General features: G+C 58.8%; 16 protein-coding genes. 8 read left to right on the top strand and 8 right to left on the bottom strand.

The window, feature by feature from the left end:
- The first annotated feature begins 25 nt into the window (after window positions 1-25).
- A complete protein-coding gene (locus tag L1A08_RS08365; RefSeq protein ID WP_238755878.1) occupies window positions 26-1,057 on the top strand; it encodes a polysaccharide deacetylase family protein in 1,032 nt (343 codons plus the stop codon).
- A 108-nt stretch (window positions 1,058-1,165) separates the two neighbouring features.
- A complete protein-coding gene (locus L1A08_RS08360) occupies window positions 1,166-2,608 on the top strand; it encodes a sulfatase-like hydrolase/transferase (RefSeq protein WP_238755877.1) in 1,443 nt (480 codons plus the stop codon).
- A 448-nt stretch (window positions 2,609-3,056) separates the two neighbouring features.
- On the opposite strand, the gene mtnA is transcribed toward L1A08_RS08360, so the two are convergent.
- Window positions 3,057-4,100: an S-methyl-5-thioribose-1-phosphate isomerase gene (gene mtnA / locus L1A08_RS08355; protein WP_238755876.1), complete on the bottom strand. Its 1,044-nt coding sequence runs from the start codon at window positions 4,098-4,100 to the stop codon at window positions 3,057-3,059.
- Between the two features lie 225 nt (window positions 4,101-4,325).
- On the opposite strand from mtnA, the gene L1A08_RS08350 reads away from it, so the two are divergent.
- From L1A08_RS08350 to yidD, 6 genes are all read left to right on the top strand, one after another.
- On the top strand, window positions 4,326-5,762 hold the full coding sequence (locus L1A08_RS08350; RefSeq protein WP_238755875.1) for an aldehyde dehydrogenase family protein: 1,437 nt from the start codon (window positions 4,326-4,328) through the stop codon (window positions 5,760-5,762).
- Window positions 5,763-5,836: 74 nt separating this feature from the next.
- Window positions 5,837-7,180 carry a metal ABC transporter permease gene (locus tag L1A08_RS08345; RefSeq protein ID WP_238755874.1) on the top strand — a complete coding sequence of 448 codons (1,344 nt, stop codon included), beginning with the start codon at window positions 5,837-5,839 and terminating at the stop codon, window positions 7,178-7,180.
- Between the two features lie 120 nt (window positions 7,181-7,300).
- Window positions 7,301-8,038 (top strand): pyridoxine 5'-phosphate synthase, encoded by a 738-nt coding sequence (locus L1A08_RS08340; protein ID WP_238755873.1) that lies wholly within the window; start codon window positions 7,301-7,303, stop codon window positions 8,036-8,038.
- Window positions 8,039-8,052: 14 nt separating this feature from the next.
- Window positions 8,053-8,457, top strand: coding sequence for a hypothetical protein (locus tag L1A08_RS08335; RefSeq protein WP_238755872.1), 405 nt, complete (start codon window positions 8,053-8,055; stop codon window positions 8,455-8,457).
- Entirely contained in the window at window positions 8,454-8,846 is a 393-nt protein-coding gene (rnpA, locus tag L1A08_RS08330) for a ribonuclease P protein component (RefSeq protein WP_238755871.1), read from the top strand. Before L1A08_RS08335 ends, rnpA begins: the two co-directional genes overlap by 4 nt.
- Window positions 8,843-9,082 (top strand): membrane protein insertion efficiency factor YidD, encoded by a 240-nt coding sequence (gene yidD, locus L1A08_RS08325; RefSeq protein WP_238755870.1) that lies wholly within the window; start codon window positions 8,843-8,845, stop codon window positions 9,080-9,082. Before rnpA ends, yidD begins: the two co-directional genes overlap by 4 nt.
- A 169-nt stretch (window positions 9,083-9,251) precedes the next feature.
- Here yidD and L1A08_RS08320 read toward each other — a convergent pair whose 3' ends face one another.
- The 7 genes from L1A08_RS08320 to L1A08_RS08290 all read right to left on the bottom strand — a co-directional run bounded on the left by L1A08_RS08320 (window position 9,252) and on the right by L1A08_RS08290 (window position 19,101).
- On the bottom strand, window positions 9,252-11,573 hold the full coding sequence (locus tag L1A08_RS08320) for a DUF1592 domain-containing protein (protein ID WP_238755869.1): 2,322 nt from the start codon (window positions 11,571-11,573) through the stop codon (window positions 9,252-9,254).
- A 58-nt stretch (window positions 11,574-11,631) separates the two neighbouring features.
- Window positions 11,632-12,219: an anthranilate synthase component II gene (locus L1A08_RS08315; protein ID WP_238755868.1), complete on the bottom strand. Its 588-nt coding sequence runs from the start codon at window positions 12,217-12,219 to the stop codon at window positions 11,632-11,634.
- 126 nt (window positions 12,220-12,345) lie between these two features.
- Window positions 12,346-12,798: an ExbD/TolR family protein gene (locus L1A08_RS08310; protein WP_238755867.1), complete on the bottom strand. Its 453-nt coding sequence runs from the start codon at window positions 12,796-12,798 to the stop codon at window positions 12,346-12,348.
- A gap of 89 nt (window positions 12,799-12,887) precedes the next feature.
- Window positions 12,888-13,364: an ExbD/TolR family protein gene (locus L1A08_RS08305; RefSeq protein ID WP_238755866.1), complete on the bottom strand. Its 477-nt coding sequence runs from the start codon at window positions 13,362-13,364 to the stop codon at window positions 12,888-12,890.
- 47 nt (window positions 13,365-13,411) lie between these two features.
- Entirely contained in the window at window positions 13,412-14,248 is an 837-nt protein-coding gene (locus L1A08_RS08300; RefSeq protein ID WP_238755865.1) for a MotA/TolQ/ExbB proton channel family protein, read from the bottom strand.
- Window positions 14,249-14,417: 169 nt separating this feature from the next.
- Window positions 14,418-15,476 (bottom strand): tetratricopeptide repeat protein, encoded by a 1,059-nt coding sequence (locus L1A08_RS08295; RefSeq protein WP_238755864.1) that lies wholly within the window; start codon window positions 15,474-15,476, stop codon window positions 14,418-14,420.
- Between the two features lie 73 nt (window positions 15,477-15,549).
- A complete protein-coding gene (locus L1A08_RS08290) occupies window positions 15,550-19,101 on the bottom strand; it encodes a hypothetical protein (RefSeq protein WP_238755863.1) in 3,552 nt (1,183 codons plus the stop codon).
- Window positions 19,102-19,239: the final 138 nt, after the last annotated feature.

Here is a 19,239-nt window from a genome sequence, read left to right as displayed (position 1 = left end):
TCGAAACGACATCTGGAAACTTCCCATGAAGCTCGTGCGTAAGCTGGTTCCATTCGGCAAGAAGAAGTTGCTGGCAGGTATGATGCAGGCCTCGGGAGTGAACTTCGCCCTCGGCGGACTGCCTTCGTGGTCGGGGCTGCTGGTCGTCAACTATCATCGAATCGGGGCACGCGAATCGTGTCCGTTCGATGGCAATCTCTACAGCGCGACCGCGGAACGGCTCGAACGTCAGGTGCAGCAGTATCAGCGTCACGCCGATGTAGTCGGGATCGATGATCTCGAAACCATCGTTGCCGGGCGACCCGGAAAACATATTCTAATCACGTTCGACGATGGCTACCGCGACAATTACGACCTCGCTTTCCCGGTGCTGAAGCAGGCCGGGGTGCCGGCGACCTTCTTTATCGCTACCGGCTTCATCGACCGTCCGCATGTCGCCTGGTGGGACGAGATCGCCTGGATTATCCGCAACGCAAAAGTGTCGTCGCTGGCAGCCGGTCGCTGGTTCGAGTGCGGGCTCCAGATCGACAGCAACGATCCCCGAGCGGCTGTCGGCCGTGCCGTGCAGACTTACTGGCAGCTTCAGGGGCCGGCGACGGAAGACTTCATGAACGACCTCGCCAGAGAGGCCGGCACGGGGCGTTGCGGTCCCGAGCAGGCCCGGAACCTCTGGATGGACTGGGACATGGTCCGTGAACTAGACGCCGAAGGCTTCGACATCGGAGGTCACACCGTCTCCCACCCGGTACTCGCCCGTCAGGAGACCAGCGTCCAGCGTGAAGAGATCTTTGGCAGCATGCGGCGACTCACGGAAGAACTCGGCAAGTCACCAAAGGCCTTCAGCTATCCCGTCGGTCAGCCGGACATGTTTACCGAAGAAACGAAGCAGTTGGTTCGTGAAGCCGGCTACACATTCGCGTTCAGCTTTTATGGCCAGTACGATCCGATGACCGCGACAGATCGCTTCAATATTCCCCGGTGTGCGATCGACTTCGATCTCCCGCCGGCGATTCTGCAGTCGCGGCTCACGCTGCCGCAGGTGTTTGCCCGCAAGTAGTCGCCTGCCGCGCCGGCGAGGCTCCGAGTTGAGTTTCCGCGGAAGATTTCCTAGCCTGATCGGGTGATCCCCATCATCCCGCTTCAATCACTCAAGCAGGAACTCTTCATGCGATACTCGCTCTCGCTGCTCACGCTGCTGTTCGGTCTCTGTCTGCATTCAACAACGCAGGCGGCTCCGCCGAACATGATTCTGGTGTTCATCGACGACATGGGCTGGGGCGATTTCTCCTGCTTCGGCAACACCGACATCGAAACCGAGAACATCGATGCCCTCGCCGCCGAGGGGATTCGGTTCGAACAGTTCTACGTGAACTCGCCCATCTGTTCGCCGTCCCGCTGTGCGATCTCAACCGGACAGTATCCACAGCGGTGGAGGATCAACTCGTATCTCGCGCATCGCAAGCTGAATGAAGATCGGGGCGTCGCTAACTGGCTCGATCCGGAAGCCCCGATGCTCTCGGACATGCTGCACGATGCCGGCTACGCTACCGGACATTTCGGCAAGTGGCATCTCGGCGGGCAACGCGACGTTGGGGAAGCCCCGCTCATCACCGAATACGGTTTCGACAAATCGCTGACCAACTTCGAGGGGCTCGGCCCCCGCGTTCTGGCCATCTGCGATGCTCACGATGGTTCTCCGCTCCGCCGGCATACACTCGGGTCGGACCAACTGGGCCGCGGCGAGATTATCTGGGAAGATCGATCGCTGGTCACACAGTCGTTTACGCAGGCCGCTCTTGATTTCGTGAAGAAGAACGAGAAGGCCGACAAGCCGTTCTATATCAATGTCTGGCCAGACGACGTTCACGGCCCGTACTACCCGCCGGAAGCTCGTCGCGGTGATGGTTCACGCCGGGAACTCTACCTGGGCGTGCTCGATACGATGGACGAACAGCTTGGCGAGCTTTTCGATTACGTGAAGTCTCAACCGGAGTTGAAAGACAATACCCTGATTCTCGTCTGTTCAGACAACGGACCCGATCAGGACGCCGGCTCGGCCGGACCGTTTCGCGGCATGAAGACGATGCTTTACGAAGGCGGCGTCCGGTCGCCACTCGTGGCCTGGGGACCGGGACTGCTGGCGAAAGAGGCTCGCGGTTCCGTGAATACCGATTCGGTCTTCTCGGCGATCGATCTCGTGCCCAGTCTGCTTGAGATCAGTGGAGTCGAAAAACCGGACGACGTGATGTTCGACGGCGAGAACCTCGCCGGAACACTGCTTGGAAAGTCAGAGAACTCCCGTCAGCAGCCGCTTTACTTCCGCCGCCCGCCCGATCGCGACGGCTATTATGGCCAGGCCGATCTCCCTGATCTGTCAATGCGGGACGGCGACTGGAAACTCCTCTGCGAATACGACGGTTCCGACCCGCAACTCTACGATCTCGCATCGGATCGCGGCGAAACAAAGAACGTCGCCGAGCAGCATCCGAAGATCGTGAAAGAGATGACCAAAGCCGTCGTCGACTGGAACAACTCGATGCCCCCCGACAACGGCGACACCTGGCAACCGCCGAAACCAAAACGCAAACCCGCCAAATCCAAGTCGTAGCGTCCCAGGGTGCCATGCTTGCATCGCCTCAAAGAGGCAGGGCAAGCATGCGCGTGAACCGATGTTATGCCGATCATGGGTGAAGGGAACCTCCTGACGGCGTCCCACGACCGCAGACAGTCCCATTAACATCGAATCATTCCCCCCCCCCACGCCCATCGGCATGCTTGCCCTGCTTCGCGATGCAAGTATGGCACCCCGGAGGGGGCACGTCACGAGCGTCTAACCGGGATGGCACAGAGATTCATCTCTGTGTTGCAACGCAACAGGAGGCTGGGAAAGGACGTTCAAGGGATAGGAAACGTCGGGTCCGAAAACTCGCGGCGAGCTTATTGCGTGGACCTCAGACAATGCGCGGTTGCTGGTTCAGCGCACAAGACAAGCATGCCCACGCGAGCGTGGGCATGGCACCCGTCATTATTGAGTTCTATCCCACCCGTCGTCGGGTCTATCCAGCGACCACTTTCGCCACGTTCTCCGTGGTCACCGGTTGGATCACGCCCTTTTCGGTGATGAGAGCGGTGATGTACTCAGCCGGGGTCACGTCGAAGGCCGGATTGTACATGTTGATTTCTTTCGGAGCGGTCTGGCGGCCGAAGCCGTGACCGATCTCGGCCGGATCGCGTTCTTCAATCGGGATCGATTCACCCGTCGGCAGCGACAGGTCGAACGTGCTCGATGGAGCAGCGATGTAGAACGGAATGTTGTGGGCTTTCGCCAGCAAAGCGACTGAGTAGGTGCCGATCTTGTTGGCGGCGTCTCCGTTGGCGGCAATGCGGTCCGAACCGGTGATCACGGCTTGAATCTTGCCTTCTTTCATCACCCAGCCGGCCATCGAATCGGTGATCAGCGTTCCGGGAATGTTCGACTGCAGCAATTCCCACGCGGTCAGCCGGGCTCCCTGCAAGAGCGGGCGGGTTTCGTCGGCGTAGACGTGAATATTCTTCCCGGCCTGATGAGCGGCCAGCAGCACAGCGAACGCGGTTCCGGTTCCTGCGGTCGCCAGCATCCCGGTGTTGCAGTGCGTAAGCACGCCGGCTCCTTCGGGAATCAGCTCGGCTCCGAACCGCCCCATGGCGTTGCACATTTCGCGGTCTTCGGCTTCGATCTCGCGAGCTTCCTCGAGCAGCCGCTGACGGAGGTCGCTGGACGACATGTCGTTCGACTCGGCGACGACATCCCGCATCCGGGCGATGGCCCAGAACAGGTTCACAGCCGTCGGACGACTTTCGGCCAGATAAGTGGAGACTTTATCGAAGGCGGCATCGAATTCTTCCCGGCTGGTGTCGGCGACATCTTTCAGGCCGAGAAGCAGTCCGTAAGCCGCGGAAACGCCGATGGCGGGGGCTCCACGCACGCTGAGGCGACGAATCGCTCCGAAAACGTCTTCGGGTGTCCGGCAGTCGAGAAACTCGGTCTTTTCGGGGAGAGCGGTCTGGTCGAGCAGGCGGAGATGCCCGTCCACATCGCCGATCCATTCAATCGTCTTCATGATCGTAAGCTGGTTCCTGTCAGCAGGTTGATTTCTGAGGGAAATTCCCGTTCAATGAACGGATCGTAGTCGATCCCCCGCCTCGTTCCCACCCACCCGCCCGGGGCGATGATTGCCAAATCGGTCGCGCAGGCTAAGATCATAAAAATCCCGAACGCGACTCCATGAACACAAAGGGAGGCTCCCGATTCGACCGGGACGCCCGCCCGAGCAGGAAAGACACTGATGCTTGAAATTCCCGTGATCCGCTGGGGACAGCCGTACGAGAGCCTCGACAAAGCTGAAGTTGTTCACTTCGAGACCGGCGAGAAACTGGCCGACGTCCATCAGGCCAATGGCGGCCTTGTGAAAATGGACATGCGGAAAGCCCAGAAGGCCCGCGACGCGTTGCGGGAGATCGACATTTACGATCTGGTCGAGATGTGTGCCAAAGCCGGCGATCTGTACATGAACGGCACGCTGCCCCTCGGGAACGGAACCCAGTCGCCAGCCGACTTCTGCAAGATTCAGTCGGCGAGCACCGGTCTGCCGGAAAACATGTGTGCGGCCAACATGCACAAAATCGCCTTCGTGCTGAAGAACATGAAGGAGATCCTCGACGCCCTGACACGCGGCCTGCCGCTCGAAATCCTCCAGAAGGGCTACGGAATGGAGGATCGCGGCGTGATGGTCAGCTACCAGCCGACCTCGCCGGTGCTCGGGCTCGTGCTCCCGTCGAACTCCCCGGGCGTGCACACGCTCTGGCTTCCCTGTATTCCGATGCAGATTGGCCTGGTGCTGAAGCCGGGTTCGTCGGAGCCGTGGACACCCTATCGCATGGCCTCGGCATTCGCTGAAGCCGGGATTCCGAAAGAAGCCATCTCGCTCTACCCGGGACCGCATGAAGTCGGAAACTCGGTGACCGAACTCTGCAAGCGGGTGATGATCTTCGGCGGCCAGGCGACAGTCGACAAGTATTCGAGCAATCCGAACGTCCAGGTCCACGGGCCGGGCTTCAGCAAGATTCTGCTTGGCGACGATGTTGTGGACAACTGGGAATCGTATCTCGATCTGATGGTCGACAGCGTCCTTTCCAATGGCGGTCGCAGCTGCGTGAATGCCTCGGCGATTTACGCATCGCGTCATACCGACGAGATCGCCGATGCTCTGGCTCAGCGTCTGGCCGCGGTGAAGACGACGAAGATGACCGACCCTGAGGCTCAGCTCGCCGCCTTTACCAATCCGGATGTCGCTCAGGCGATGCACGATCAGATCGAAGATGGCCTGAAGGACTCGTCCGTCACGGAAGTGACCGCGAAGTATCGCGATGGCGAACGGCTCGAGAAGCACGAACGGTACGCCTTCCTGCGTCCGACGGTCGTTCACACGAAGAATCCTTCGGCGACTCTGGCCAATACCGAATACATGTTCCCGTTCGTTTCGGTTGTCGAATGTCCGCAGGACAAGATGATCAAGACGATCGGCACGACGCTGGTTTGCACGGCTCTGACGGAGAACAAGAGCTGGTCGGCGGAACTGGTCGATGCGATGAACATCGACCGGCTCAACATTGGCCACGTGCGGACCAACCAGCTCAACTGGCTGCAGCCTCACGAAGGGAATATCGTCGACTTCCTGTTCCGCAGCCGGGCCTTCCAGACCCAGCCGCCACAGCCGGTTTAATGTTGAGGTAGGGCCGGCTTGCAACCGGCCGCAGTTGGTGTTGATCCCCGGGAGTTGTCGCAGGCGATTCGAACATGCTGGACTGGCCTGCATTTCTGGACCCCACAATGAGGCTGGCCTTCTGGACCATCCTCGTGGGGACGATCGCCAATGTGACGTGTGCCATTCTGGGCTGCTTTCTCGTTCTCCGACGGATGAGCATGCTCGGCGACGCGCTCAGTCACGCCGTACTCCCCGGACTGGCCATCGCGTTTCTGTTGACTGGAACCACCGCAGCCGTGCCGATGTTTGTCGGGGCGGCTGTCTTCGCCATGCTGACCGCAGGCCTCTCCCGACTGCTGACAACTTACGGCCACGCGACGGAGGAGTCCGGCCTCGGCATCGTGTTCACGGCGTTTTTCGCCCTCGGCATCCTTCTGGTGCAGATGTTCGCGGAGAAAGTCCATCTCGATCGCGACGTCGTTCTTGAAGGAGCGATCGAATACGTTGCTCTGGAAACGATCACGCTCTTCGGACTCCGCTGGCCAACGGCATTCTGGACGACGTCGGCAATCCTGGCTGCCTCGCTGCTCTGGCTGGGGCTGTTCTGGAAGGAAATCAAAGCCGCCGTGTTCGACCCGATGTACGCGGCTGCGATCGGACTTTACGGTCAGACGATGCTCGGCGTGCTCGTCGTTCTGGTCGCGATCTGCGTCGTCGGTTCGTTCAAGATCGTCGGCAGTATTCTCGTTGTTGCCATGCTGATCGTTCCGGGGGCGACCGCTCAACTTGTCAGCCAGCGACTGGTCAACATGCTTGTTCTGTCGGGCGTCTTCGCGGCGATCGCCACTGCATTCGGCTATGCGGTCGCCTGGCACCTCAACACCAGTGCAGCCGGGATGATGGCCGTCTTTACTGGACTCGGCTACGGTCTGGCACTGGTCTTCTCGCCTTCACAGGGGCTGCTCGTCACCCGGCTCCGTCGGGCCCGCCTGCGATCCCGCATCCGCGAAGAAGACCTGCTGGGGATTCTGTTCCGCTGGGAAGAGCAGCGTAAAGAAGTTGATCCCCATGGTTCGATGTCGCTGGAACGAATGGCAGAACTCGCTGAAGACTCGGCTGGCCAGCACCGGATGCAGTCCTCGCTCAATCGTCTCGAGAACGCGGTTCTGGTTGAGCAGACGCGAGACGAAGGGTATGTGCTCACCGATCGCGGCCGCCGGGCCGCACAGCGTCTCGTGCGCGGACACCGACTCTGGGAAAGCTATCTCGGCTCGGAATTTCAATTGCCCGAAGACCATCTGCACGAAGCCGCCCATCAGATCGAACACTATCTCGATCAGGAGTCGCGGGAACAGATCGAACGGGAACTCGGCTCTCCCGAATCCGATCCGCACGGGCGTTCGATTCCTCCGCGCGTAACCGATCCCGAGAACTGAAAACAGTGGCTATGGAATCTCCCGTGGCTGCGATATGATCGAACCTGGAGAACCGGACCCCGACTTCGCCTGTCTTTCCCCCCGACGGTGCGTTTCCGATTCAGCGAATAGAGAGAACAGATGCCCAAACTTGGAGTCAATATCGATCACGTCGCTACCGTGCGACAGGCCCGTAAAACTGTCGAACCCGATCCGGTCTGGGCCGCGGCTCTGGCCGAGCTCGGCGGCGCTGATGGAATCACCGTCCATCTTCGCGAAGACCGCCGGCATATTCAGGATCGGGACGTTCGCATTCTTCGTGAAACGGTTCGGGTGAAGCTGAATCTGGAGATGTCGATTGCCGACGAGATCACCGATTTCGCGCTCGACATCATGCCCGATCAGTGCACCCTGGTTCCGGAGAAACGCGAAGAAGTGACCACGGAAGGCGGGCTCGATCTGATCGCCAACGAAGATCGCGTGCGACGCTGCATCGACCGGTTGCTGGAAGCGGGCATCGAAGTCAGCCTGTTTATCGATCCGGATGAGAAGCAGATTGCGATGGCCGACAAAATGAACGTCCACGCCGTCGAACTTCATACCGGACAATATGCCGACGCGGTTGATGTCGAAACGCAGACTCGCGAACTCGATCTGCTCAGTGAAGCCGCCGCCCAGGCTCATTCGCTCTCGATGCTGCTTCACATGGGACATGGCCTGACTTATCGAAATGTCGGTCCGATTGTGGAGGTCCCGGAAGTTTCGGAGCTCAATATCGGTCACAGTATTGTTTCGCGTGCGGTGATGGTCGGTATGGAACGAGCCGTCCGCGAAATGAAGGCTCTGCTCACTCCCCCGATCCAACTGATTGCTGAATGAGTTTTCGAACCGCTATGAGAGCCTGGTTTTCAATTGATGCTCGAAGGCTCTGCTGTCTGCTCGCCTTCGCCGGGTGCCTGGCGGCGAGTCGGACGCCGGCGTTAGCGGTTGAGTTCTTATTTCGTCCGGTCGTCGCCCTGGCCGTGCAGTCACCGCAGTCGAGTTCAGACGTCGCCGAGCCCGAGGTCGCCGAAGAAGTTCGCGAGCGAAAGAAGCACATCCTGTCGGCTTCGTGGATCATGCTGATCGGGATTGCCATGCTCTGCGGAATCGCGCTACTGGTCGTCATCTATCTGGGCGCGCGGGCCCGTCGCATCGCCCGAAGCTCACGGGCGCAGGCCAAGTTGAAGAACGAGTTCTGGTATCTCAAGAACGATGCAAGTGCGGAACCCGAGCCCGAGAAGGACGAATCAGCATGACCGACGAGTCTGGCTCGGAAACCGGTCTGCGATTTCTGCGTGAGTTTCGAGTGCGATCCGGGGACGATTTCGAGCGAATCTACAACGGAAAGAACAGGGCGGGCGATCATCTGCTGCTGATCTTCGGCCTCCCGAACGGCCGGGCGTTCAGTCGAATCGGCCTGAGTGTGTCGCGGAAGCATGGCAATGCTGTGCACCGGAACCGCAAGAAGCGGCTGTTGCGGGAAGCCTTCCGGCTCTCCCGTCCCAAGCTGCCCGCGGGGTTTGATTTTGTGCTGATCCCCAGAGTGGGAACGCAAGCGACTGTGGGCGAGTACCGAAGATCGTTGAAGCGACTGATGAAGAAGGTTGCCAGTCGATTCCCGGACGGAGAAGAACAGTCGCGATGAGCCGGTTCCTCCACACGATTCGCAATCTGCCGTCCCGAATTCTGATCGGCATGGTTCGTGTCTATCAGTGGACGCTGAGCCCGATCATCGGCCGCCAGTGTCGCTATCAGCCGACCTGCAGTCACTACTTCATTGGAGCGGTCGAGAAGTACGGACCTGTTCGCGGATCCTGGCGCGGCCTCAAACGCATCTGCCGCTGCCACCCCTGGGGCGGAGAAGGCTACGATCCCCCATAGTCCACGGAAGTTCCATCGTAGCGGCGACATCCTGCGCATCCTGCCGCCGAATGGACGTGCCATCAAAAACGGGCTGCGAAGCTCCGCCGCAGCAATCCCAACCCGAAGCGTGAGCGAGGGCTGTATGTTGCACGGCCCCTCGCTGACGCTTCGGGTTAAGAACGGTGTTTCATTCCCCGGCGTGATGTTGCTCGGCTGTTCCCTGTTGTCGATACCGGAATGGGGTACTCAGGACAACCTGGGTGATCAACTCGCGTGGAGTGTCGTCGCCGTTTAAAAGATGATCGGTCAGCTGATTGATGACGCAGTCGTCGCGGTCATCGAGACTGCGGCCCAGTGCGAAGCCAAGCATTTTGCGGGTGATCTGGCGATAGTAGTCGGCCTTGCGTTTGAGCAGCATCTCTTTGAGCCCCGGGAGACCTTCGACAGTCTCACCCGACGGAAACGTTGCGGAGGCGTCGATCGGCTGGTCGTCTTCTTTCTCTCGCCAGCGACCGAGAACATCGTAATGATCCAGCGCGAAGCCGGGCGGGTCGATGAGGTTGTGGCACGCCGAACAGGCCGAGGGCTCGCGGTGCTTCGCCAGCTGCTGACGGACGGTCAGCTTCTCTTTCTTGCTCTTCTTCAGTTCGGGGATATCGGGCGGCGGGTTGGGAACATGAATGCCGAGCAGCGTTTCGAGCACCCAGCCGCCACGAAGAACGGGACTGGTTCGGTTCGGGTACGACGTCAACAGATGCACGCCGCCCATGCCGAGTACGCCGCCCCGCTGGCCGTTTTCGACCGAAACTTTCTCGAACGGTCCGTCTGATTTCAATTGCGGGTTCGGCGACCAGGGCCAGTCGGCTTTGTCTTTCTCGGTTTTCTCTTCCAGCCCGTAATGCTTCTGAAGACGCTTGTTGGCGACGACATAATCAGCCGTCACCAGCTCCATGAGGCTGCGGTCTTCGGCCAGAATGTACGAAAACAGCTGAATCGGTTCTTCGCGGAAACCGAGCAGAAGTTCGGTAGTGAACTCGCCTTTGAACTTGCTGGTATCGGGAGCGACTCGTGCGCCGACTTCACGGGTGCCGAGCCATTGTCCGACGAACTCCTCGTTCAAATACCGGCTGCGCGGATCGTTGAGCATGCGTTCAATCTGTTTCCGCAACGTCTCCTCGTTCTGCAGTTCTCCCGCGTCCGCGAGTTGCCAGAGTTCTTCGTCGGGCATCGATCCCCACAGAAAGTACGACAATCGGGACGCAAGTTCAAAGTCCGAGATCGGCTCCGGTTCGGGCGACGACGGTGGAGTTTCGACGCGAAACAGAAAGTGCGAGGAAACCAGGACGCCTTTGATTGCCAGCTTCATCGATTCCAGATAGGGCTCGTCCCGCTCGGCTGATCGATCGAACAGCTGCAGATACTTTTCAATCTCAGCGTCGGTCGCCGGCCGGCGGAACGCGCGAGAAACGAAGTGATCCAGTTGAGTTCGGGCCAGCTTGCGGGGCTGTTCCGGTTCTTCGTCGAGATTGACTCCGGTCAGAAGTCGATAGAACTTCTTCTGCTGGTCGTTGAGTTTCCGGCTCCTGCCTTCGATCTTCAGGCCATTGAGCTGGATGGGGGCAGGTCCACTGCAGCGGATTTCGATGGCGTGGAACCCTTTGGAAAGTTGAATCGACGTTTCGAACGTCACCGGGAAGTTCCCCGGGGTCTCCCGCGCCTCGACGGCAAAGCGCTCCGCGACGATTCCATCGACCTTGACCACGATCTCGCTGGCGGCTTCGACCGGTTGTGCCTGCAGGGTCAGCGCGTGTTTTCCCGGTGCGTAGATTCGTGGAAAGCAGCGGACGGCCTGCTTATTTTCGAGGACTCGAAGTTCGTCCGTTTTCTTCTGCTCCGGGGTGAGTTCGTGAGGAGCGAGCCGAAGTGAAAGGGGACGGGAAGGGAGTGCTTCATCGACAATGTTGCTGGCGGCTTCGAGATAGCGTTCCAGCAGAATCGGCGGCAAGAACAGCGTCTCGCCGTTGTTGTCGAAGCCTTCACCCCCGGAACCATCGACCGGGAACGTAACTGCGGCATCCGTTTCAACGCCAAGCAGATCGCGAATCGTGTTGGTGTATTCGATCCGATTGAGACGCCGCGTCGTGATCGAGCCGGCAAACGGGCCCTGAGCACAGGCTGTTTCCCGCAACGTCTGGTCGATCCATCCGGACAGTTCAAGCCGCTCTTTCTCGGTCGGTTGTTCCTCATCGGGCGGAGGCATTGTTCGGTTGTTGAGCTGCTCGGCAACGCTGGCCCAGAGCGATCGCATCTGGCTCAGCTCTTCAATCGAGGTTGCCTTGAGAAACAGGACGCTCTCTTCGGAGTCGTCGTCGGCACTGTGGCAATCGCCACAGAACTTCGTGAGAGACGCGTGAACCTGTTCGAATTTCAGCTCGGCTGCGGAGGCCAGTGAGCTTGCGATTGCGATCAGGGCAGCGGCGAGCAGTGGCGAAGTCTGGGAAATCTTCATGGGAAACCTCGTGCCCGCAGGCGTGCAGACGTCTGGAAGCGACCGAACGGACTCGGTTCTACTTCGACAGCGTCAGGAAGTTTTTCAGCAGAGGGATGCCGGCTTCAGTGAGGAAGCTTTCCGGATGAAATTGGACGCCGTGCACCGGGTAGTCCCGATGGCGCAGGCCCATCAGTTCGGCAGGCTGGTCCTCATCGTCCGACCAGGCAGTCGGAACCAGGCAGTCCGGCAGCGAATCTTCGGGAACGGCCAGGCTGTGATAACGGGTGGCGATGCAGGGATTTTCGATGCCAACGAAGACTCCCTCGCCGTTGTGGCGGATCTTCGAAACTTTGCCATGCATCAACCGCACGGCTCGGACGACTTTCGCTCCGTAGACATCGGCGATCGACTGATGCCCCAGACAGACGCCGAGCAGCGGAACCTGCGGCCCGAACTCGCGGATGACATCCCGGGACAGGCCGGCTTCGTTCGGCGTGCAGGGCCCCGGCGAAATGATGATCCGTTCGGGCTGCAATTCGGCGATCTCGTCCAACGTCGTCTGATCGTTGCGTTTGACGACGATCTCGACCTGCGGATCGATCTCGCCCAGTCGCTGGACCAGGTTGTACGTGAAGGAGTCGTAATTATCGAGAATGAAGATCATATCGGTTGAGAACCGGAATCAGAGCCGGCGTGGGTGGAGGGCCAGAGTTTCAGCGTGCTGCCTGAGTCTCTGGACGCCGGAAAGCCGCTCCCGGTTCGCGCCGGCAGCAGCGACACTCGATTAAACTCAGCCGGCAGGACGACGCGGCGGGGCAAATTTCACTTTTTCGATGTATCGAATCACCTGACCGGTCTGCGGACTGACATACCCGGTGCTGGCGGAGACAGCCGCGATCACGTGTCGATAATGCAGATTATAGTCGGCATCGATCTCGACCTCGAGTTCATCGAGATACGGATTGTCCCGACGACCGACCAGCTTGCCAATCTCGGCGTTCAACCGGTCGAAGGCCAGATTGTCGTTGCCGAGCGAAACCTGCCGGAACTGCACACCGGCCAGAGTGCCGTCGACGTTCGCCGTGAGACGGACCTTAATTGGCGGGATCGGGACATCAGGGCTCTCGGTCGCCTGTTTGCCGAGAGGCATGTTGATGTTGAAATCCCCTTCGATTGGGATAATTTTCAGCGTCAGCATGAAGAAGATCAGGAGCTGAAAGACGACGTCGATCATCGGCGCCATCTGTGCTTCGATTTTCGTTGCTGAGACACGGGAACGTCGCTGACCCATCGCAAACCTCGATATTGAACTTCTCGAACGGAGAAGGGAGTTTATTTCACCAGCTGTTTAGCTCTCAATGAGAACTTCTCGAAACCGTTTTCCTGGGAGAGCTTGATCAATTCCTGGATCAGCCCGGTGGGAGTCTCGGCGTCGGCTCGAATTTCGATGGTCATCTCTTTGACACCATCGGGTCCGTAAAGAGCATTGGCGACCCGCTGCTCTTCTTTGAGACGGCGGCCGAAATCGAGGACGGGAATCAGTTCATCCCCCTCGAAAATATACGCCTGAGGATCGGTCTTCTCGCCTTCCCGGTTCCGATTGAAACCGATGTTGACGACGAGCACCTTCTCGCGGGCGACTTCCGGGGGACGGGCCAGCTGATCGCTGGGAAGCTTGACCCGCTCATCGGCCTGCGTCTGTTCGAAGTTGGTCACCAGCATGAAGAAGGCGATCAACTGAAACACGACGTCGATCATTGGCGTCATGTCCGGTTCGAGCACCGTGGACTGTTGCTGCTTATAACGCATGGAAAGCTCTCATGTTCCGGCGGTAGGGAGGACAGCGACAAATGTCGTTACGCCTGAGGAGCCTGCTGCTTGGTGATCGGCAGACGGCTCATCAGTCCTTCGCTGATCATGCCGACTTCCAGCATGTAGCGAGCGACCCGGTTGCGGAGAATGCTGTAAGCGACCATGGCCGGGATGGCCACGGCGAGACCTTCCAGCGTCGTGAACAGAGCGGTTGAAATCCCGTCGGCCAGCTCGCTCGGCTTCGGAGCGACAGTCGCGGTGGCGATCTTCTGGAACGACAGAATCATCCCGTAAACCGTACCCATCAGCCCGATCATCGGGGCGACCGATGCGATCAGAGCCAGGTAGCTGAGCTTGTGTTCGTAGTTCATGTTCTCTTCTTCGCCCAGTTCCTGCATCGCTTCGACAGCCGAAGCGTAGCCGCGATCCAGGCGACCCATGCCCACCGCCATGATGCGGGCGATCAGCGAATCGTCGGCCTTGGCCAGATCGTAGGCTCCCTTGTAGTCCTTGGCGTCGAGCTTGGCCCGGAATTCGTCGATGAAGTCCTGCGGAACGAACACGGCCCGTTTGACCTGCATCACGTTGGTCATGATGAGGGCCATCATGACGACGGAGAGAATCAGCAGAATGCCCCCGAAGATCCCCGAGGCTTCGATCATCCACATCAGGAAGCTCTTCTCTTCCGGACCAGATGACTCGCTGGCGGCCGCTGGGGCTTCAGCCGGTGCCTCTGCGGCGGCCGGTTCTTCCTGTGCTTGCGCGACAGACATCCAGGGGGCGGGTGCGAAGACCTGCAGACCCATCAGAACGGTCAGGCTCAGCACGCAGAACAGGCCGAAGCGTCGGGCAGGTGCAGAATTCGTGTCGGAAAATTTCACGGGGTTGTTCTCCAGAACCGTAGGCAGTTTGTTTTCAGCGGTGGTCGAGTTATGGGTAAATTGCACTTCGGACGGCAGCGAAAAAGTGACGTCCAATCATGACGAACCCGAGAAGGGGAAGCAACTGGCTAGACTGTAAATCTTGCCTCGTCTCACGATTTGAATCGGCTTAAACGCCACTCAGCTTCTTGGTCCAGGGGCTGTTTGGGTATTTCGATTCGAGCTGAGCCCGCGCTTCCTCGGCACGACCGGGCTGTCCCAGAGACGGCCACAGCTGAGCGAGGTTGTACAGAGCTTCGGCATGGAAGTCCTGCTGACCGGGGAACAGCACATCAATCTTGAGGTACGCCAGAGCCGCTTCGAGATTCTTGCCCTGGCCCAGCAGAGCCGTTCCCGAAAGGGCACAGGCTTCGGCCTGAAGGCGGGCGTCGTCTTCAGCAGCTTCCTTGACGATGCTTTCCAGCAGGGTCAACGAGTTGTCGTACTGGTTCTTGAGGTTCAGGCACTTGGCCTTCCCCAGTTTGGCTTCGAGCTGACGCTGCTTGGAGGCGTCATCCTTGGCCGGAGTCGCGAGCACCGCATCGAAGGCGGCAAGAGCCTGGTCGACCTGGTTCTGAGCCAGCATGACGCGGGCTTTGGACGACTGAGCAGAGATCTTCCAGTCTTCGAATCCGGAGTTCTCAACCGAGGTGAAGGCGGCTTCAGCCTGCGGGTAGTTTCCGGCAGCCAAATGCAGACGGCCGAGGAAATCCATCGCTTCGTAGTAGTGATAGCTGGTGATGTTGGCGTCGGTGAACGCCTTCATCCGGGCAATCGCTTCCGGCAGCCGTTCGGAATCCGCGAGGCCGGCTTTGGCGAGATTTCGCGCGATAAAATATTCAGCATCCGTACGAACGTTCGTCGCCGTTGCGGGAAGTCCATCAATAATCTTCTTCAGAGCATCGATGGCTTCATTGTAAGCGCCATTTGATTCCTGACCCAGTGCGGCTTTCAGAGTTGCCGGAGCGGCTTCCCATTCAATCAGGGCGATATCGTTGGCGGGCACTTCCACCTCGCCGCCGGTCTGCTGTTTGATCTTCACACCGCTCTTGGTGATGCCGGTAATCTCTCCCGAGAGACGGGTTGTCTGACTTTTTCGCGTAATGATATCGATGGCCCAGGCCGGAGAGGCGGTCAGGACGGCGAGAGTCAACGCCAGTGACATCAGGCGGAACGAATTATTGATCACGGGTATCTCCGTCATTGAAATATGCTGTTATCTGAGATGAAGTCGGGGAAGCGGGCTACTGAGACCGGTCGGTTTATTCCGGTTTGGGTTTGCGGCGCGCTTTCATTTTGGCGACTTCTTCCGGGGTTCGGGGACGACTCTTCTTCTCCGTATTGCGAACCTTGGCCCCAGTGGGATCGGGCGCGGCAACCGTCTTGGGGCGCGACTTCCCTGACGGGGCCTTGCTCTCCCCAGTGGAAACTCCCTTCCTGGAGATCGATTTCGGCATCGTCGAAACCATTTCCGCGGTCGAGCGCTTCCGTGGTTTTTTCATGCTCGTCATCGTATAGCCTAGAATGCCGATCGCCATGATGACGACAAAGCCGATCAGAGCGTACGTACCGATCTTGCTGGGCGGTTCGGTCGGTTTGGCCGGAGCGGCGGCGGTTTCGGTCACAGGAACCGTCTCGGTCTCGCCACTGTCATAGTTGCTCGACGTCGTCCCTGCGTCGGCGAGCAGGGAATCGGGATCCGGCTTCTCGAGCGGCACGGCTGCTTCGCCGAGACGCGTCTGAACAGTCTGGTAGAGTTCATCGAACTGATCCCACCAGGGAGTCTTGGTCAGATCGGGACTGAACAGAGCGTAGGTGAGAATGTCGGCTTTGGCTCGCTTCAGCTGTTCTTCGCCTGCCTTCTGATCCGGAGCCAGATCGGAATACTCCAGTCGTGATTCGGCCTGCCGGTATTGAACCTCGCGATTCCGTTCGACGTACTCGGAGGGAGCCTGACCGCCATCGATGATCATCTGCAGACGTTTGGCGATATTTGCCCAGCCCCAGACGACGGCTCCGTCGTCGAACGTCTGTCCGCGGACGGCCAGCAGTGACTTCTCGGCGTCGTTCTCCTCTTTGCCCCAGGACTGATAGACTGCGGCGGCTGCGATTTGGGCATCGAGAGCCTTCGGGTTTTCCTTGAGCACCATTTGAATGGCTTCTTCGGCCGCCGGGTAATCGCCTTCTTCCCGCTTGCAGTTGACCAGACGCAATCGGACAGCCGTCAGGCGACTCGGGTCCAGGAACTGCGGATTGTTGGATGCCCGACGGATGATTTCTTCGTAGGTCTTGGAAGCCGAGGCATAGTACTGCTTGGCCTTCTGAGGATCCTGAGCCGTTCCCTCAGCGAGACCGAAGTAAGTCTCGGCGATCCAGATGAGCGAGCCGTAGGTCTGGCCATCCTTGCGATCGAACAGTTGCTTGAGGAAGCTTTCGAAGCCGCTGCGAACCTGAGTCAGACGTTCCTGATCACCCTGCTTGTTGAGCCGCTCGAGTTCGTTCTGAAGTTCACGACCGAGTTCGACATAAACAGCGGTCAACGCCTCTCCGCCCGACTGGCCGGCGATCTGTTCAAGTTGATTCCGGGCTTCTTCGGCTTTGTCGAGTTGCCGCGTGCCGATATAGGCTCGGAGCAACTGCTGATAGGCGAAGCTGGCGAAGGCGGTGCTCTTGATGTTGCCATCTTCGGAGGGACGCGATTCGCCATCGCCGACGGAAACGGCCTTCACCACCGAATGTGGATCCTTGGTGATCAGCTCGACGGCGCGGCCGTCGTTTCCTCGCATAATCTCAATCTGCGAGAGCGAAACTTTCGCGCGAACCAACTCGGGTGGAGTCGCCTTGTCGGCTGGGAGACCCTTTTCCTTTTCTTCGATGCCCTTGGCCAGGAACGCCGCGGCCTGATTCTGCCACTCTTTCAGTGTCGCAGTTGGTGTGTCCTGCTCTTCCTTGATGATGGCATTGAGATAGGCGTTCCAGTAAGCCTGACCGGCTTCGAGCTGAGCGGTGGAGAACTGCGTCGCGGTCGACGGGACATCGCCGTACCACTTCGCCGCGTCGAGTGGCTGGTCGTACTGGCGGTAGATGCGGCCCATTTCCATTCGGGCATCGGTCGCCCGGTCGGAGTTCGGCCACTGCGTCGCGATGCGTTCGCAGATCTTGACCATCATGTCGAGAATATCGTCTTTGGAGTTCTCAGGAGCATCGTTGACGGCCTGAGTCAGACCGGCCATCGCCAGATAGGCTCCATCCAGAGCGATCGTCGGATCGCCATCAATCGAGTGCGTCGAAAGATAATCACCAACGACGGCAGTCTCGAAGCTCTTCCGCTGCAGGTAGAACATATAAGCGAGACGATACCGGGCTGCATTGATCTGATTCGGTTCGATCTGCCCGGTTGCGAGATTGAGGGCCAGGCGATACATCCGCTCGGTTTCACTCAGCAGAGCCTGCAGTTCGTCCTGCACGTTCTTGATCTGCTCTTTGTCGCCCTTCTGCTCGGCGACTTTGAGGTTTTCTCGCAGTTTGCCAATCTGTTCGAGCATCGTGTTCGCGGTGCCAAACGCGCCGTCGAAGTCGGTGGGATCGCCCGGTTCTCGATCGAGAGCCACGAGCACGCGTTGAATCATGCTGTTGGAGACATCTTTATAAGGACCGGCATACTTGTTGATCTCGCGGGCATTCTCCAGAGCCTGTCGGAGCAATCGTGTGCGATCGAGTTCCGGAGTCGTACGGGCCAGAGCCAGATTCTCCTGCGCCTGAGCCATTTCCCAGCGAATGCCGAGCCCGGTCGTTGTGCGGACCGCGGCACGGTTGGACTTCATCCATTCGTCCGCTTCCATGATGACGAGCTGATAGTCTTTGCGGCTTTCGTGATTCAGACAGATCAGTCGGAAGTGACGGACCTGACTCTGCAATCGTTTGAGACCAGCCGAGGAACCGGGGTGGCCGAGCAGCTCGTCGTAGATACCGAGGGCCTTACGGATGTCGTCCTGTTCTTCAAAGCATTTGCCCTGCATTGTGCGGGCATACAGACCGGCATATTGGCTGCGATACTTACTGTGCAGATCTTCAAATTCGAGCGAGGCCTTTTGCAGGGTTTCCTTGAACTTGTCGGAGTCGACGTCGTACGTCTGAGCTTCTTCGTAAGTACACGTGGCCAAATCGAGCTGGGCTCGCATGTAGAGCCCTTCGGCGTTCTCGCGCTGGGCCCGCTTTTCGCGTTCATCTTCCGGAATGTAGACGCCGTAGCTCTCCCATTCCTTTTTGTAGGCGTCGTTGGCGGCCTGGTAGATCTTGCGGGCTTCCTGAATCAGCTTGCGGGCGTCCTGCTGAAACTTCAGCCGGTTGTCGACGTTCGACGGCGACTTCGATTCCCAGATCAACACCCGCGCTTTGCCAAGCATGATGTTGGCCAGTTCGGTATTGGCTCGAGGCACCAGTGCGTGGTTCGGACTGTTCTTGATGAACTTTTCGAGATGAGCCTGCGCCTGATCGAGTTGTTCGGTTTGTGCTTCCGGATTCTGGACGAAGTTCGAACTCTGAAGCAGCGTGAGTGCCCGTTCGTAAGGAACAATCGTCTTGATGTCGGCCGGGACATCCTTTCGCTCTTCGAGCGTGTCCATGTAGGCCATCGCCATGTCGAAATACTGCCGATCGCGCAGTCCCTGCAGGAACTTGAGATAAGGCTCCTCGGCAGAGACTCGAGCCGGTGCCATGCAAAAGACAAGAGCGAAGAGTGTTGCCCAGCAGCAGAGGTGACGGACACAGCGGAATTTCGAAGCGGGCGAATTCTGTAGCCAGCGAATCGTCATGCTTGAACTCTTACGTAAAGAACAGATCACGAGCCTGAAGAAGGCCGGCTCGATCGTTGATGTGATAAAACGCGGGCGAGAGACCGCGTCATGTTACATTATTCGATTTCTTGATGTGTTGGCAATCGAGTGCCGACC

The organism is Rubinisphaera margarita (genome assembly GCF_022267515.1).
Taxonomy (GTDB): domain Bacteria; phylum Planctomycetota; class Planctomycetia; order Planctomycetales; family Planctomycetaceae; genus Rubinisphaera; species Rubinisphaera margarita.
The sequence above is the reverse complement of the archived record's forward strand: the minus strand, read 5'-3'. Positions and strand labels throughout refer to the sequence as shown.

Bases quoted from the DNA above. Each gene is read 5' to 3' on its own strand.
- L1A08_RS08320 (WP_238755869.1), bottom strand. From the start codon at position 11,573: ATGAAGATTTCCCAGACTTCGCCACTGCTCGCCGCTGCCCTGATCGCA.
- L1A08_RS08315 (WP_238755868.1), bottom strand. From the start codon at position 12,219: ATGATCTTCATTCTCGATAATTACGACTCCTTCACGTACAACCTGGTC.
- L1A08_RS08360 (WP_238755877.1), top strand. From the start codon at position 1,166: ATGCGATACTCGCTCTCGCTGCTCACGCTGCTGTTCGGTCTCTGTCTG.
- rnpA (WP_238755871.1), top strand. From the start codon at position 8,454: ATGACCGACGAGTCTGGCTCGGAAACCGGTCTGCGATTTCTGCGTGAG.
- L1A08_RS08290 (WP_238755863.1), bottom strand. From the start codon at position 19,101: ATGACGATTCGCTGGCTACAGAATTCGCCCGCTTCGAAATTCCGCTGT.
- L1A08_RS08335 (WP_238755872.1), top strand. From the start codon at position 8,053: ATGAGAGCCTGGTTTTCAATTGATGCTCGAAGGCTCTGCTGTCTGCTC.
- L1A08_RS08340 (WP_238755873.1), top strand. From the start codon at position 7,301: ATGCCCAAACTTGGAGTCAATATCGATCACGTCGCTACCGTGCGACAG.
- yidD (WP_238755870.1), top strand. From the start codon at position 8,843: ATGAGCCGGTTCCTCCACACGATTCGCAATCTGCCGTCCCGAATTCTG.
- L1A08_RS08365 (WP_238755878.1), top strand. From the start codon at position 26: ATGAAGCTCGTGCGTAAGCTGGTTCCATTCGGCAAGAAGAAGTTGCTG.
- L1A08_RS08305 (WP_238755866.1), bottom strand. From the start codon at position 13,364: ATGCGTTATAAGCAGCAACAGTCCACGGTGCTCGAACCGGACATGACG.
- mtnA (WP_238755876.1), bottom strand. From the start codon at position 4,100: ATGAAGACGATTGAATGGATCGGCGATGTGGACGGGCATCTCCGCCTG.
- L1A08_RS08310 (WP_238755867.1), bottom strand. From the start codon at position 12,798: ATGGCGCCGATGATCGACGTCGTCTTTCAGCTCCTGATCTTCTTCATG.
- L1A08_RS08345 (WP_238755874.1), top strand. From the start codon at position 5,837: ATGCTGGACTGGCCTGCATTTCTGGACCCCACAATGAGGCTGGCCTTC.
- L1A08_RS08350 (WP_238755875.1), top strand. From the start codon at position 4,326: ATGCTTGAAATTCCCGTGATCCGCTGGGGACAGCCGTACGAGAGCCTC.